This window comes from Antrihabitans stalactiti, assembly GCF_012932915.1.
Classification (GTDB): Bacteria; Actinomycetota; Actinomycetes; order Mycobacteriales; family Mycobacteriaceae; genus Antrihabitans; species Antrihabitans stalactiti.
The window spans coordinates 622,545-637,677 of the sequence record NZ_VCQU01000003.1 but is presented as its reverse complement, the minus strand read 5'-3'; the positions used below and the strand labels follow the sequence as shown (position 1 = coordinate 637,677).

Annotated in this window: 16 protein-coding genes; 2 read left to right on the top strand and 14 right to left on the bottom strand. The window is 63.1% G+C overall.

Features of this window, described 5'->3' with window-relative positions; all coding sequences use genetic code 11:
• Position 1: 1 nt before the first annotated feature.
• Complete coding sequence (gene pcaG / locus FGL95_RS12095) at positions 2-559, bottom strand: protocatechuate 3,4-dioxygenase subunit alpha (protein ID WP_169586923.1); 558 nt, start codon at positions 557-559, stop codon at positions 2-4.
• Positions 556-1,341 carry a protocatechuate 3,4-dioxygenase subunit beta gene (pcaH, locus tag FGL95_RS12090; protein ID WP_169586921.1) on the bottom strand — a complete coding sequence of 262 codons (786 nt, stop codon included), beginning with the start codon at positions 1,339-1,341 and terminating at the stop codon, positions 556-558. Before pcaH ends, pcaG begins: the two co-directional genes overlap by 4 nt.
• A gap of 74 nt (positions 1,342-1,415) precedes the next feature.
• Here pcaH and FGL95_RS12085 point away from each other — a divergent pair, with 74 nt between their 5' ends.
• A complete protein-coding gene (locus tag FGL95_RS12085) occupies positions 1,416-2,168 on the top strand; it encodes an IclR family transcriptional regulator (protein WP_169586919.1) in 753 nt (250 codons plus the stop codon).
• Here the strand turns inward: FGL95_RS12085 and FGL95_RS12080 are convergent.
• The 12 genes from FGL95_RS12080 to FGL95_RS12025 all read right to left on the bottom strand — a co-directional run bounded on the left by FGL95_RS12080 (position 2,161) and on the right by FGL95_RS12025 (position 14,575).
• Positions 2,161-3,381, bottom strand: a complete 1,221-nt coding sequence (locus FGL95_RS12080; protein WP_169586917.1) for an MFS transporter — start codon at positions 3,379-3,381, stop codon at positions 2,161-2,163. The genes FGL95_RS12085 and FGL95_RS12080 overlap by 8 nt on opposite strands.
• A 47-nt stretch (positions 3,382-3,428) precedes the next feature.
• Complete coding sequence (locus FGL95_RS12075; protein WP_169586915.1) at positions 3,429-4,895, bottom strand: aldehyde dehydrogenase family protein; 1,467 nt, start codon at positions 4,893-4,895, stop codon at positions 3,429-3,431.
• The gene (locus FGL95_RS12070; RefSeq protein WP_169586914.1) at positions 4,892-5,563 is read right to left on the bottom strand and encodes an HD domain-containing protein; all 672 of its coding nucleotides are present in this window, start codon (positions 5,561-5,563) and stop codon (positions 4,892-4,894) included. Before FGL95_RS12070 ends, FGL95_RS12075 begins: the two co-directional genes overlap by 4 nt.
• The gene (locus FGL95_RS12065) at positions 5,560-6,780 is read right to left on the bottom strand and encodes an NAD(P)/FAD-dependent oxidoreductase (RefSeq protein WP_420838035.1); all 1,221 of its coding nucleotides are present in this window, start codon (positions 6,778-6,780) and stop codon (positions 5,560-5,562) included. Before FGL95_RS12065 ends, FGL95_RS12070 begins: the two co-directional genes overlap by 4 nt.
• Positions 6,777-7,097 carry a 2Fe-2S iron-sulfur cluster-binding protein gene (locus FGL95_RS12060; protein ID WP_169586909.1) on the bottom strand — a complete coding sequence of 107 codons (321 nt, stop codon included), beginning with the start codon at positions 7,095-7,097 and terminating at the stop codon, positions 6,777-6,779. The genes FGL95_RS12065 and FGL95_RS12060 overlap by 4 nt, the downstream gene beginning before the upstream one ends.
• Before the next feature lie 22 nt (positions 7,098-7,119).
• Entirely contained in the window at positions 7,120-7,881 is a 762-nt protein-coding gene (locus tag FGL95_RS12055) for an SDR family NAD(P)-dependent oxidoreductase (RefSeq protein ID WP_169586907.1), read from the bottom strand.
• A gap of 3 nt (positions 7,882-7,884) precedes the next feature.
• Positions 7,885-9,705: a PEP-utilizing enzyme gene (locus FGL95_RS12050; protein WP_169587094.1), complete on the bottom strand. Its 1,821-nt coding sequence runs from the start codon at positions 9,703-9,705 to the stop codon at positions 7,885-7,887.
• Between the two features lie 8 nt (positions 9,706-9,713).
• Positions 9,714-10,787 (bottom strand): PEP/pyruvate-binding domain-containing protein, encoded by a 1,074-nt coding sequence (locus FGL95_RS12045; protein WP_169586905.1) that lies wholly within the window; start codon positions 10,785-10,787, stop codon positions 9,714-9,716.
• A gap of 3 nt (positions 10,788-10,790) precedes the next feature.
• Positions 10,791-12,047, bottom strand: a complete 1,257-nt coding sequence (locus tag FGL95_RS12040) for a cytochrome P450 (RefSeq protein WP_169586903.1) — start codon at positions 12,045-12,047, stop codon at positions 10,791-10,793.
• A 65-nt stretch (positions 12,048-12,112) separates the two neighbouring features.
• Positions 12,113-12,916: an IclR family transcriptional regulator gene (locus tag FGL95_RS12035; protein WP_169586901.1), complete on the bottom strand. Its 804-nt coding sequence runs from the start codon at positions 12,914-12,916 to the stop codon at positions 12,113-12,115.
• Between the two features lie 8 nt (positions 12,917-12,924).
• Positions 12,925-13,617 carry an HD domain-containing protein gene (locus tag FGL95_RS12030; RefSeq protein ID WP_169586899.1) on the bottom strand — a complete coding sequence of 231 codons (693 nt, stop codon included), beginning with the start codon at positions 13,615-13,617 and terminating at the stop codon, positions 12,925-12,927.
• Between the two features lie 73 nt (positions 13,618-13,690).
• A complete protein-coding gene (locus FGL95_RS12025) occupies positions 13,691-14,575 on the bottom strand; it encodes a dioxygenase family protein (protein WP_169586897.1) in 885 nt (294 codons plus the stop codon).
• A 41-nt stretch (positions 14,576-14,616) separates the two neighbouring features.
• Between FGL95_RS12025 and FGL95_RS12020 the strand changes: the two genes are divergently transcribed.
• Positions 14,617-15,105: a MarR family winged helix-turn-helix transcriptional regulator gene (locus FGL95_RS12020; RefSeq protein WP_169586894.1), complete on the top strand. Its 489-nt coding sequence runs from the start codon at positions 14,617-14,619 to the stop codon at positions 15,103-15,105.
• The last annotated feature ends 28 nt before the right edge of the window (positions 15,106-15,133 follow it).

The window sequence follows — 15,133 nt, the reverse complement described above, 5'->3', positions numbered from 1 at the left end:
GTCAGACCTCGTGGCCGGGGTAGGTGAGAAACACAGTTTCGAGCGGACCTTGCAGGTGAATGTCGAAGCGCAGGTTTCCGTCGTCGGTGCGGGTGGCGATCAGTCCGGCGCGCCGGTCGGGATCGAGTCCGTTGAGCAGCGGATCGGCGGCAAGGGCGTCGTCATGCCCGGGCACGTACACGCGGGTGAACAGCCGGTCGAGCAGACCACGCGCGAAGACGACGACGGCGAAGAACGGCGCGGCGCCAGGGCTCGTCGGCCCCGGCTCGACGGTGGTGAACGAATAGGCGCCGGCTGGATCGACTGCAGCGCGACCCCAGCCGGTTAACACCATTCCGTCACGGCGCAGCGACCCGGCGACGGCAGGTACACGACCGTGCGCGTTCGCCTGGCGGATCTCGATCAGCGCGTCGGGAACTGGCACTCCGTCACCGTCGAACACAGTGCCGTGCAACCTGATCGCGCCCGGATGAGCGGGCGGAACGAGTTCGTGGTCGCGATCGAACGGGAGCGCGTAGCCGAAGAACGGGCCGACGGTCTGGCCTGGTGTTGCGTTCACAGTTCTTCGCTTTCCATCGGAGTCACGTGGCTACCCGTCAAGACGATGTCCCATCGATAACCGAGCAACCACTCGTGCTCGGACAGGTCGTGGTCGTAGCGAGCAACGAGCAATTCGCGGGCGCGGGGGTCGGTAATCGCCTGATAGATCGGGTCGAGATCGAACAGCGGGTCACCCGGAAAGTACATCTGGGTGATCATCCGCTGCGTGAAATCCGTTCCGAACAAAGAGAAGTGGATGTGCGCCGGACGCCACGCATTCAGATGGTTCCGCCACGGATACGGACCAGGCTTGATGGTCGTGAAGCCGTAATTGCCGTCGTTGTCGGTCAGGCATCGGCCGACTCCAGTGAAGTGCGGATCGATCGGCGCATGATGCTGGTCGCGCTTGTGGATGTAGCGCCCCGCTGCATTGGCTTGCCAGATCTCGACCAGCTGATTCCGGACCGGCCGACCGTCGCCGTCGATGACGCGGCCTTGCACGCGGATTCGCTCGCCGATCGGTTCGCCGCCGTCCTGGATCGTGAGATCGGCTTCCAGCGGATTGATATCTGTGGCCCCGAAGACCGGGGCAACCAGCTCCGCGCCCTCTGGATCGGCATGATGCAGATCCTTGGTCGGGTGCCTCAGTAGCGAACTGCGATACGGCGCGAAGTCGAGTTTCGGCTGCCGACCGCCAGCGTCTCCACTGTGGGAAGCCGAGTTGTGCAGTCGCGCAATCTCGTCGGAGATGTCTGCCTGAGTCGACAGTGCCGGGATGCGGCTGATAGGAGGAGCACTCATGTCGATGACGGTATCGATGTGGCTGGTGTCACGTCGAGCGTAGAATTCCACTGAGTGAAAATCAGGAGGAGTCGATGGCAGGCAATACCGGGCAGCCAGGGGCCAGCGTGATATCCCGCGCACTCGCGTTGTTGAATGCATTCGACGAACGCCATCGCAGCCTGACTCTCACCGAACTTGCCGAGCGTGCCGATCTCCCGCCCGCGACTGCCTACCGCCAAATCAAGGAGTTGGTCGACGGCGGCGCGCTCGTTCGGAACAGCAACGGCGAGTACATGATCGGCCGCATGATTTGGAACCTCGGCTTACTCGCCCCGGTCCAGACCGACCTGCGCGAGGTCGCATCCCCGTTTCTGCACGACATCTATGCGGCCACCCGCGCGACCGTGCATCTCGCGGTCCGCGAAGGAGATCGCGTCCTCTACATAGACCGGTTGTCCGGGCATGCATCGGTGCCAGTCGTCAGCAAAGTGGGCTCCACGCTGCCGATGCATTGCACCGGTGTCGGCAAGGTACTGCTCGCGCACGCTCCCGCCGATGTGTACGAGCGCGCAATGACGACGCTGACCCGGGTCACACCATTCACGATCACTCAGCCGCTGCGGCTGAACGAACAACTCAGCCGAGTCCGCCGTGACGGCTACGCCACCACGATCGAAGAAATGACCCTCGGTGCGTGCTCGGTAGCGGTCCCGATCACCGTGGGCACCACGGTCATCGCGGCGCTCGGTATCGTCGTGCCAAGCCTCAAGCGCGACCGTCCGCGCCTCACAGCCGCGCTTCACGTTGCGGCACAGGGCATTTCCCGTAGCATGACAGCTACGTGACGCGGGCAGGCACCGTCGCGAGAGCAACCACTGCGAGCAGCGCGGCAATCGCAAAGCCGTAGAAGCCCCACGGATAGGCAATCCCCGCGGTCACCATTGCACCGCCGATCGATGGGCCGACGATCGCTCCGACGCGCCCGACTCCGGCCGCCATACCCAACGCCGTCCCTCTGATCTGTGCTGGATAGAGCTGTCCGACAAAGGCATACACGAGGACCTGGGCGCTGAAGACGAAGATTCCGGTCAGCAGGACGGCGGCGTAGACCACCAGCGAACTGTTCATCTTGATCGACAACAGAGCCAGGAAGACCGCGGCGAGTCCGAACCACGCGAGCACGGTCGGCTTGTTGCCGCGCGAGTCCGAAATCGCCCCGGCAATCAGTAGACCGATCACCGCGCCCACATTCAGGACGAGAAGAAGTCCGGTTCCCGCGCGGATCGAATAGCCGGCTTCACCCATGATCTTCGGCAGCCAGGTGTTCAGCCCGTAGACGAGCAGCAGGCCCATGAACGATGCCAGCCACAGCCCGATGCTGATGCGCAGGTACTTGCCCCGCACAACGTCGACCGGTGTGGACTTCCTTGTGTCCGCGCGAAGGTACGTCTCGGACTCGGGGAGTTTCGCCCACATGATCGGCAGCGTGAGGAGTCCAGCAACACCGCCGACGATGAACATCGACTCCCAGCCATAGGCGTCGACCAGCCACAACGCGAGCAGCGCGGTCAAGACGGCGCCGACGTGGTACCCGGTCATCATTCGGGTCACCGCAGACCCGCCTCGCCCGGGCCGCGCGAACTCCGTCATGAACGCCAGTGCGGTAGGTAGACAGGCACCGAGCCCGAGACCGGCGAGGAAGCGCAAGGCGATGAATGTCGACACGTTCGGCGCGAACGCCACCGCAATGGTCAGCACCGAGAAGACCGCAATGCTGCTGATCAGGCTCTTGCGGCGACCGAACCGGTCGGCGAGTGGTCCGATGGTCACCGCTCCGATGCCGACGCCGATCAGCCCGACCGTCGAGGCAACCGTCAACGACGAGTTGGTGAAGCCGAGTGCTCCGGATTTCGAGATCGTCGGGATGACCGCGCCGAGGACGACAAGGTCGAACCCGTCGAGGGCCACGGCGATCCAGCACAGGAGGGTCGGCCACAGGTCCGACCCTGTACGACCGGTCGTCGCCCTCGCGGTCTCAGGCAGTTGCAGTGATGACATGCACTAGACGGTGACAGCCGCCACACCGGTACGACCAGCGCCGGATTTCACTCAGTGGAATCGCCCTTGCGATGAATCGACTTGTAGGTGATGTAGGCGGACAGGCCTTCGATGCCGTACTCCACTCCCAGGCCCGAATCGTGCCGGCCACCGAACGGCGAATTATGGTTGGACGCAAAGAAGTTGATGCCGACCGAGCCGGTGTCCATCCGCTCGGCGACAGCCAATGCAGCTGCCTGATCGACCGAGAAGACCAGCCCACCGAGACCGAATCCGGTGTTGTTCGCGAGTGCGATCGCCTCGTCGACCGAGTCGTACCGCAGGATCGTGATGACCGGTCCGAAGATCTCCTCGCGCGATACACGCATCTGCGGGGTCACGTCGGCAAGGACGGTCGGTTCGATGAAGAAGCCTTTGCCTGGTCGTGCACAACCTCCTGTGGTGACGCGTGCACCTTCCGCTCGCGCCGACTCCAAGAACGACAGCACGATGTCGTACTGGGAGCGGTTGGCGACCGGACCGAACACCGAATCGGTGTCGAACGGGTCGCCCTGCTTGGCGTCCGCAATCGTGCGCGTCACCATGTCGACAACCTCGTCGTAGCGCTCCGCGGGAGCGAGAATACGGGTCGAGATGTAGCAGGTCTGCCCGGTGTTGCGCATGCACGAGCGAATCAGGTTCGCGGACATGGCCTCCAGGTCGGCGTCGGGCAGCACGATCGCCGAGGACTTCCCACCGAGTTCCAGTGTGACCGGGCGGAGCAGTTCGCCGCAGGCTGCAGCGATCTTGCGCCCGACCGGCGTCGACCCCGTAAACGCGACTTTGGCTGTGAGCGGATGACGCACCAGCGCATCACCGATCCGGTTGGTTCCCGTCAGGAGGTTGACGACCCCGGGCGGAATACCGGCTGCCGCAGCGGCTTCGATCACGAACCTGATCGACAGCGGCGTGCCCGACGCCGGTTTGACGACTACGGTGCACCCTGCCAGCAAGGCCGGGGCGAGCTTGATGACCACGAGGTTGATCGGGAAGTTCCACGGCGCGATCAAGGCGCAGACCCCGATCGGGTCGCGACGCACAACCGACTCAGCACCAGGTGTGTACGGAAACGGCCGGACGTCGTCGTTTTCGAGATACGGTGCGAGACCGGCGAAATACCGCAGGATCGACGCCGCGTTGGCTGCGGCGCCACGCGTCTCGGCCAGCGGGGAACCATTCTCCCTGCTGATCGTCGCGGCCAGCAGGTCGCTGCGCCGCTCCAGCTCGTCGGCCATACGCGACAGGTGCTCGGCGCGTTGCGACGGTGTGAGGCGCGGCCATTTACCTTCTCGGAACGCGCGGTCGGCCGCGTGCATTGCTGAGTCCAGGTCGGCATCACTCGCATCGGGGACCGAGCCCCACACCTCTTCGGTAGCAGGGTCGACCACGTCGGTGCGTGCGGTCGCGGCCGACACCGTCCACGCACCGTCGATGTAGTGATCGTCGACGTGCGTCCACGGGAGCGTCGGCCTCATCGCAGCACCGCCGTCTTGAGGAGTGCGGTCGAACGGTCCAATTCGGTACGCCCCATCGCGATCCCCGCTTCGGTAAGCAATTCAGGAATGATCTGCTCGTAGAGCCGGTCGGTATAGGTCGCTGGATCCATGCCGAACCAACCCGACGCCAACGCGATACCCGCTGTTGTGAACCGCCACAGGCGATCCGCGTCGCGCATCAACGCGTCTTCCAGGGAGTGCGCCTCGTGACGGGTGTCGTGGCCATCGATTATTGCACACACCGCCTCCACGAACTCGGGTGAATAGCCCAGCGGCGGAAGCACTTCGCGGGCGATGATGCAGCCCTGCTTCTCGTGTTCGAAGCGAATCTGCGCCTTCTTCCAGTCACCACTGAAACCCTCTGAGATGATGCGACTTTCATCCACGCGGGCCCAACCGACGTCGTGCAGCAGGATCGCGACACGAACGATTGCGTCGTCGGCGTCGGGATAGGCGGCGCACAACCGCTCCGCGTACGCAAGCGAGATTGGCAGGTGGATGTCGTTGCCGCGGGTCCGGGTCTCGGTGACAACCGCCTTCCAGATCGGGTCGAGGTCAACGCCGCTGGCTGGAGTCAAGCCGATCGGTGATGTGTCGACCGCGCCGTTCGTGATCGGCACCGGAGTTGGTGGCAATTCGTGAATCATGATGTCGACCTTTCGAGCTCAGGTTTCAAGGCTCGTTTGGCGAGTTCCTTCTTGACCGTGATGAAGTCGAGCGGGGCGTTGATGCAGTCGGCGGCAATGATGTTGTCGTCGCGGTAATACCGCACCGAGAACTTGCCTTTAGCGTCGTCGCGACGGACTTCCGTGCGATCGTGGCCGGCGGACAGTCCTGCGATCTGCAGCTTGAGATCGCCCTGGTTCGACCAGAACCACGGAACGCCGACGTATTCCTCGTTGCGACCCGTGATCGCATACGCCGCAACCTTTGCCTGCTCGACAGCGTTGTTCACGCTTTCGAACCGAACCCTGCCTTCAGCGCCTGCCACCGGATTCGGTTGATTGGCAACGTCGCCCACCGCGACCGTATGGCCGTCAGAGGCAACCGAATACTGATCGACACGAATTCCGTTGTCGCAGTAAAGTCCTATCGATTCGGCAAGTTCCGTGTTTGGTATGACCCCGACACCGACGAGGACAATGTCGGCGGGGATGACGCGACCGTCGTCGAGTTCGACGCCACCGACCGAGTCTCCCTTGGCAATGATCCTCGATACCGTTGCATCGGTGAGGATCTCGATGCCGGTGCGTCGGTGATACTCGGCAAGCTGCGCTGCGGTTTCCGGACCGACCGCACGTCCCACCAGCCGCGGGCCTGCTTCGATGACAGTGACCCTGCGCCCCATCTTGTGCAGGCTCGCGGCGGCTTCGATACCGATGAATCCGCCGCCGATGATGGCGACGTCTTCGACGGCAGGCACTCGCGCCTTGAGCTCGAGTGCGTCGTCGGCGTTGCGCAGGTACAGCACGCCGGGAAGGTCGGCGCCTACGATCTGCAACCGGCGCGGACGTGCACCGACCGCGAGGACCAGACGATCGAACGGGAATTGCGCTCCGGAACGAGCGTGGGCGACACCGGAACCGTCGGCATCCTTGTCGATTCGAACGATACGCTCGTTCTTCACAACGGTGATTCGGTGTTCGTCCCAGTATTCCTCGGAACGGAAGATCAGCTTCTCTTTGGTGATGAGATCCTGCAAGTACTCCTTGGAAAGCGCGGGGCGCTGATAGGGGCGATGGTTCTCCTCCCCGAGCAACGTGATGGAACCGTCATATCCCAACGCGCGCAAAGAGACAGCAAGCTGCACTCCGGCCTGCGAGGCTCCGACGATCAAGACATGTTCGTGGGCAGGCATCGTCACACCTGCGTTTCCGGTGTGGTCACGTGCAGGTCGACACCGTCGCAGACGCGAAGCTGACACGACAGGCGGGAATTGGCTTGCCGGTCCACCGCTGCGCCCCAAAGCATTTCGTCTTCCATCTCTGTCATCGGGGGAAGCAACGCGAGATCGTTCTCGTCGACGAACACGTGGCACGTCGCGCACGACAGCGACCCGCCGCATTCACCGATGATCCCTGGGATGCCTTTGCGGACAGCGGTTTCCATCACAGAGTCGTCGATCGTCGCCTCCACGATGCGATCGTGGAGGTCGTAGTCGGTGAAAGTGATCTTTGGCATGTCAGGGTTCTCCTAGTGGTACTCAGATGAATTGGCGTCCGCCGTCGACGACCAAGGTCTGGCCGGTGACGTACCCGCTGTCTGCTCCAGCGAGGAACAGGGCGGCGCCCACAATGTCCTCGGGTCGGCTCGGTCGTCGCAGCGCACCGCGGTCGACGCCGTACTGCTCGGCGTTGTCCATGTGGCCGTAGCTGGCTTCGGTCAAGGTGAACCCCGGGGCGATCGTGTTGACCGTGATCTCGCGGCGGCCCAATTCCTTTGCCATCACTCGCGACATCGCGATCACGCCGCCCTTGGAGGCCACGTAGTGCAGCCAGTGCTCGGACCCGCTGAACACCGTCGCCGACGCAATGTTGACGACACTCGATCCCGCTTTCAGGTACGGACTGCAGGCCCGGACCACCAGCCAGGGACCTTTGAGGTTCACGCCCATGACCAGGTCCCACTCGTCGGGGTCGATCTCCTCGAGCGGTGACCGACGGATCGACGCATACACGGCTGCATTGTTGACCACGGAATCGATAGTGCCGCCGCCAAATTCGGCCACTGCTGCCGCGACCTCCGTCGTCGATTCGACCGACGTCACGTCGAGCCGGCCGTGCCACACATCGGCACCGACCGCTCGGACGAGGTCGGCAGTCTCGGCCGCGCCGGTCTCGTTGATGTCGGCGACCGCGACGCGATAGCCACTCTCAGCGAACCCGAGCGCGAAACTGCGGCCGAGGCCGCCTGCCGCGCCGGTGATCAGCACTGTGCGGCCGGCACCGTCGCTTCCTCTCGACATCGGTTAGCGCTCCAGCACTTCGACGCGGCCGGTGTTGCCGTCGACGCGGATGACCTGACCGGTGGTGATTGTCGTGGAGCCGCTGCCGGTCCCAGTCACAGCGGGGAGTCCGTATTCACGGCAAACGATGGCAGCGTGGCTCATCATTCCGCCGATGTCGGTGACGACGGCTTTGATCTTGCCGAAGATCGGCCCCCAGGACGGCGCGGTGATCGTTGCGACCAGAATTTCGTCCTCTTGCACCTCGCCGAGTTGGTCAGCGTGGGTGACAACCCTCGCGATTCCTTCGACCACGCCGGGCGATGCGGCCATTCCAGTGAGTGCGCCGTCGTCGGATCCGCTGTCCTTGGCCAGCCACTGCTCGACCTGCTCAGTGGTGATTCCGTACAGCATCATGGTGAACGGCTCCGTGATCCGTTCCGGTGGAGTGTTGAGCGCCGGCTGCGGACGCTGGCTGCTCAAGGCATCGATGATGACGCGTCGACGTTCGATCTCTGCAGGCCAGTAGTGCGGTCCGGTGGCGTCTGCGCCGACGGCCCAGCCGGTCACGAGATCGAAGATCGCGTCGCGCACCTCGCCGCGGGTGAGGTAGAGCATGTCGCTGCGATCGGCCCAGAAGCCGGCGTCGGCAAACACCTGTCCCAGTTCGCGCACCTTGCGCCAGAAGACGCCCATCGTCCAGTGCTCGATGTAGAAGTTGTGGTTCTCAACGTACGGGTACGCGGTCGATGCCAGTTGGTGCTTTGCCTCGAAGAGGGCCCGAGTGTCACCGTCGGTGAGATCGCGATATTCGGTGTAGATCCGCTCGCGTTCTTCCGTAAGTTCCGCGACGGGACGCATGATCTGGTGACCGTCGTGCAAGCGACGAACGTAGTCCTTGATGTAGCCGAGCGGGATCTCCTGATGCTCGAGCCAGTACTTGTCGTGGCCGTAGAAGCCATTGCCGACCGTGAAGTTGAACCACGGGTCCTGCGCCGCGGTGTACGCGTCGACCCACTGCTGACCGTTGTCCGCGTTGGCAATTCGCTCCAACGTTCCCGCTACATCATCGGTGTCGGCGAGCAACGCATCAACGCCGAGTTCGATGGCGAGCGCGGCGAGCTTCTTCAGTTCGTCGTCCGGGCGGAAGAGTTCCATGTCCACGCCCTGGACCATCTTGGCGATGGACTGGTCCGCGATCCCGGGGAAGATCTCTTTGCAGAATCCGAAGAAATCGAGGTAGGCCAGGTAGCCGAGATTGAGGAATTCGAAGTGGTATTGCCAGTTCTGGTAACAGAGTTGGATGAGACGGTCGTAGTTCTCCATGAGAACTTCGGAGCCGTCCTTGGCCTTACCGCTGACGATGTCGTCGAACGGCACAACGTCGGGCAACGACTTGAACTGGAGCGCTTCCATTTCATCGATCGTGGCGCGCACCTTGATCTTCCAGTTGTCCAGCAGCGAGTTCCAGTTCTGGAAGTAGTGGCCGGCGCGGCGCTCGAATTCCGGCGCGCGTGCCGCCATCTGGTCTTCGGGGACGGCGACCGGGCTCATGTAGAGGTAGCCGAGGTGGATCTTGAATTCGATACCGTTTGCCGGCGGGATCAACAGATGCCGAGTGTTGTACTGGCCCAAACACTTCACGGCGAATTCACCGCCGATGGTCTCGAACGGCTTGAACACCGTCGGCCAGTGCTGGCTGTCGCAGAACCAGAATTTCTCGTCCTCTGCGCCGCTCAGATTCTGGAACACCAAGTTGTAGGGATAGAGCTTTTCCCAGCCCTCCGCGCCGGCCGGTACCGGGAGTTGAGACGGCTTCGGGAAGGTCTTCAGTGGAGCAGACATTTCGATGGTCACGGGATTTCCTTCAGGGTCGATGTCAGACGGGATAGGTCGAACAGCCGCGGCGTCGTGGGCGGCGCCGCCTGGACTTTTTTTGCTGAGTGCACCGTTTCCGGGCGCGATTGCAGCAGAAGCACATTCGAACCGTCCGGAAGATCGTTGTCGATTGCCCACTCGACATCCTGTGGGCAGCCGTAGTGTTTTTCCGCGCGCTTGGAGAGCTGGGCGACGGCGACGATTTCCGCATCGCTCAGACACCGGACGCGCCGCCGGTCTTCGGCGATCTCGACCTCGACCAGACGTTTCGCTGCGAAGTCGGGGACCAATTGGGCGTGCTTGTCACCGATCGTTTGCGAGACGACGGTCATCATGACCTTGTCGAGCAGGATGTTGTCGGGTGTGACGAGTCCAGATACGACCATCTCCCCCACGCCGTAGGACGCGTCGATGGTGACCTTGGAACGGTCGCCGTTGGTGGGGTTCATGGTGATCGCGACGCCCGCGGATCGGGCATTGACCATCTTCTGGATCGCAACAGCCATCGACAGTCCGTCGTCGGAGATACCGTTCTTCAGCCGGTACAGGATCGCGCGGCTCGTATACAGCGAGGCCCAGCACTGCCGGATGTGGTCGGTGACCGCGTGGATCCCGTCGATCCACAGGTAGGTGTCCTGCTGGCCGGCGAAACTGGCACCCGGTAGATCCTCGGCAGTCGCCGACGAACGGACGGCGACCGCGACCGGCGTCGTAAACTGTTGCTGCAGAGTGTCGTACGCGGTGTGGATTGCTGCCCGAAGAGCATCCGGGACCTCGCATTCGAGAAAGCAGCGCCGAATCTGCGCGGACACCCTATCGACAGCGCCAACATCATCGGGGTCGAGGGAAGCCAGCAAGCGGGTCCGCTCGGTCGCCAAACCTGCGTGCTCGACGAATGCATCGAATGCCGCTGTAGTGACGGTGAATCCGGGAGGAACCGGCATGCCTGCGCGAGTCATCGTCTGCAACGACGCGCATTTGCCGCCCAGCAGGCTGTGCTCGGACTCCGTGTCGGCGTCGAAGAATTGGATGTATGGCTTCGTTGTCATTGGTCAGTTCTCCCAGGTGACAGGCACGGCCAGCGGCGCGCGGAAGGATAGGTTGTCGCCGAAGGTGATCTTTTCGCTGTCGACGATCCGCAGCCCGGGAGCGATACGAGCGACCTCTTCGATTGCGATGCGCGCCTGGAGCTTTGCGAGCATGTTGCCGAGGCAATAGTGGATGCCGTAGCCGAAGGCGAGATGCTCACGAGCGTTCTTGCGGGTGATGTCGAACGTCTCGCCGTCGTCGAAATGCCCTTCGTCCCTGTTTGCCGACCCCATGACGAGCAGCAATTGCGAGCCCTCGGGGATGTCGACTCCACCGATAGCAGAGTCTTTCAATGCTTTTCGACGCCAGGCGACGATCGAGGGGCTGAAACGCAACACTTCGTCGACCGCGGACGTGATCGTCTTCGGATCGTCGACGACGGTCTGCCACTGGTCCGGATTGCTGAGCAGCAACCGAAATGCGTTGGAGAGCAACGTTGTTGTTGTCTCGTGTCCTGCGAACAGCATGCTGTAGCAGACCGAGGCGATTTCATGGTCGCTGATCGGATCCCCGTCGCGCTGCGCGCGGACCAGGTCGCCGACGAGGCTGTCGCGATCGGTGGCGTGCGCTTCGGCGACAAGCCGTAGGCACTCCTGCCAGTAGTCGACGAGATTGCGGGCGTGTGGGACTTGCTCATCATCGGTCAGGTCGCCCCACGTCATTGCGGCGCGCGAGTCCGACCATTTCTTGAACATGTCGATCTTCGATGTGTCCGCGCCGATGAGGGTCAGGATCGTGATGGTCGGGATGTCGTAGGCGAGGTCGGCGAGCAGATCCCCACGCCGGTCGGTGCGCTGCATCATCTTCTCGACCTGGGCCACCACGTTCGCCCGGATTGCAGGTTCGAGCACCTTGTACCGGCGTGGCGTGAACGCCCGGCTGACGATCTTGCGAATCCTCGTGTGCTCGGGTGGGATCCGTGCCGACAATCCGGAATATGCGGTGAATCCGCCGTCGGTCATGATCTTCGTCGCCTGCGGTCCACGTTCCCGAACCGGCGCCTGCGCGTTTTCGCTGCTGAAGGTCGCCCAGTCGTTGAACACGGCTTTCACATCGTCGTAGCGGGTGACGATCCAGTAGCCGATGCGCTCGTCGTACATCACCGGCTCTTCGGCCCGCAGCGCCGCATACGCCGGAAACGGGTCGTCCTGCTTGAACGGCTCGTAGCCGTGGTGAACCGGGCACCGTGTTGCCGAATCTCGTTCTCTGACCTCAACCATGTCCACCAGGTTGTCCCGGTGAGACGGCGATCACAACGAGGGGCTTCCGTTCAGCGGAAGTGACCTCAATCGTCCTGCGGAGTCTCGTCCGCCAGCGACTGCACGAGCAGCCTGCTGTTGGGCCACCGCCGAGCGACAGGCTCGAGCTGGGCGGCCACGCGCTGCAGCGCTGGGAGGTGGCGAGTGATCTGCTTTGCTTGACTGGACGGCAGTACGAGCCCGATGGCCGCGACGGCATGGTCCGGCGTGACCATCACCGGAACCGCGATCGAGCAGGTGCCGAGCCGAACTTCTTCGACAGCGATCGCGTAGTGCTGTGCCACGATTTGAGCTATCTCGGCTCGCAGGAACGACGGGTTCACGTGGGTGTGCGGCGTGAGTGCTTCCAGCTTGCGGGCCAGATAGGCCTCCCGCATCCACGGTTCTTCGAACGCCAGCAACACTTTGCCGACCGCCGTGGCGTGCAGCGGCAACTTGCCGCCGATCCGAGTTGCCCGCGGAATTCGCCTGGAGCTGTACATCCGGTCGACGTACAGCGCCTCGTGACCGTCGCGAATTGCGATCTGACTCGTCTCACCGGTGAGAGCGAACAGGTCCATGAGGTATGGGCGAGCAGTCTCGCGCAATTGGCGGCCCGCATTCTGCGCGACTTTCCACAGCCGTAAGCCGATCCGATATCGACCGGATTCGTCGCGTTTGAGCGCGCCCCAATCGACGAGTTCACCGACGAGCCGGTGTGCCGTCGGCAACGGAATGTCGGCGGCCTCGGCCAATTCGGTGAGGGTTCGCACGGCGGGACCGGACTCGTAGGCACCGAGAATCCGGAGCACCTTGGACGTCACCGTCCGAGCCGGACCCTCGTCTGCCATCTATGGACCTACCGTTCGTCGAGCGAAACTCGCTGCGGACTGGTGTCCACCCACGCCACAGCCGAGAGCGATCGCGCCATGACCCGAGCGGAGTCGGTGAAGAGGTAGCCGTGCACACGACTCGCACACATCCGGTGCGCCTCTTCACGTGTCAGCCCGAACCAGTCCATCACGGTGTCGATGCCGCGCGGCGTGATTCGCCACAGTTTGTCGGCGTCTTTGACCAGCGAGTCGTTCACCGAGAGTGACCGAAGGCGGGTGTCGTGCCCGTCGATGATTTCGACAATCTCGTCGATGTCGTCTTTCGGAAACTCCAGCTCGTCGAGAATCTCTCGGGCGATTCGGGCGCCTTCGATCTCGTGCCGCCGAATGGTGTCCGGTTCGCGCGCGCCTGGCGCGAGCGCGCGCATGATGTCGCTCATCGCGATCTGCGACCATCCGGTGTCGTGCAGCAGAATCGCCGGCAGCACGATATGGGGATCCGCCTCCGGCGTGACGTCGAGCAACGCACGTGCGAGGCCGTAGGCATAGATCGTGTGAATGTCGTTGTCGCGGTTCGCAAGATAAGAGACGGCGCGCTGCCAAATTGCAGCGTCGCCGGCAAGCAGCGACCAGATGCCGATTTCGGGCGAGCCGGACGGCAGTCGATCACCGATGGACTGGCCGAATTCGTTGCGGTCCGCTGACAGTCGAGGAAGCATCGCTTCATTGCATCGGCACGGCGTTCACCGTGCCAAGGTCTGCATTCCGTTCAGCGGAAGTGAATTTGTTCCATCACGCGATCTGAAACGACCGTTTGGACAGCCCGATCACGAATCCGTCGACCGTTGTTGTCACAGGTCCTGTCGGATCGGTGGCCGCGCCGAGGGTGACGAAGATCGGGGTGAAGTGCTCGACGGTGGGGTGCGCGCGGCGAAGGCCGGGTGCCCTGGAACGGAAGTTCGCGAGCTCGTCGACGTCGCCTCGCTCAAGTGCGTCGGCGGCCCACTCGTCGAATTCGACCGACCAGGACGGAGGCGCAGTGAAGTGTGACCGCTCGACGAACGGCAGTCCGTGGGTCATGAAGCCAGAACCGATCACAAGAATCCCGGCGTCACGCAACGACTTCAATCGCTGACCGAGGTCGAGCAACTGCGTCGTGTTATGGGTAGGCAAGGACAGTTGCAGAACGGGAATGTCTGCGGCGGGATACATCACCTTCAGCGGCACCCACGCTCCGTGGTCGAGTCCGCGGCCGCGGTGTTCGTGGACGTTGCTCGGCAACACGCCAAGCACCTGACGGACCAGCTCGGCGGGATCCGGCGTGTCGTAGCGCAATCCGTAGTAGAGCGAGGCGAAGCCGCCGAAGTCGTAGACCAACTCGGTCGGGACGGTGCTGCTGATGCCGATGCTGTCGGATTCCCAGTGCGCGCTGACGATGAGGATGGCGCGAGGCTTCGGCATCGATCGCGCCCAGTCGTGGAGCTGGCGCATCCACTCGGTGTCTTCGAACGTGTTCGGGGCGCCGTGGCTGATGAAGAGGCTGGGCATCGGTCCGTCTGCGGTGGTCCATGCGGCGTGCGGCGCTTCGACTTCGAGGGTCGTCGCCGCTCGCAGATGCGCAGACAACGGGTGGCTGGCCGGGATGCGGGCATCGGCGGCAACGGTGCGAGCGGACATGATCTCGGACTCCTATTGACTTCAAGCTTAAAGTGAATGTCATGGTCAAGCACTTCAAGCCTGAAGTTATTCCCAACCCAGAGCAGCGCTGGCTCAGCGACGAGGAACAAGCCGCGTGGCGGACCCTCATCGCCGTCACAGTCCGCCTGCCCGCCGCCCTCGACCGGCAGCTCCAGCGGGACGCGGGAATCAGCCATTTCGACTACCAGGTGCTGGCCGGCTTGTCCGAAGCCCCTGATAGCACCCTGCGGATGAGCGCACTCGCCATGCTGACCGAAAGCTCGCTGTCGCGGCTGTCCCAGGTCGTCGCGCGGCTGGAGAAGAACGAGTGGGTGCGCCGGACCCCGGACCCGACCGACGGGCGATACACCCTCGCCACACTTACAACCGATGGCTGGGACAAGGTCGTCGCCACCGCACCGGGCCACGTCGAGGCCGTCCGCACGCACGTCTTCGACGCGCTCACCAAGGCTCAGATCAGCCAACTGACAACCATCGGACAGCGAATCATGAGCGCCATCTCACAATAGTTAGTACCCTAACTATTAGTGTACGATT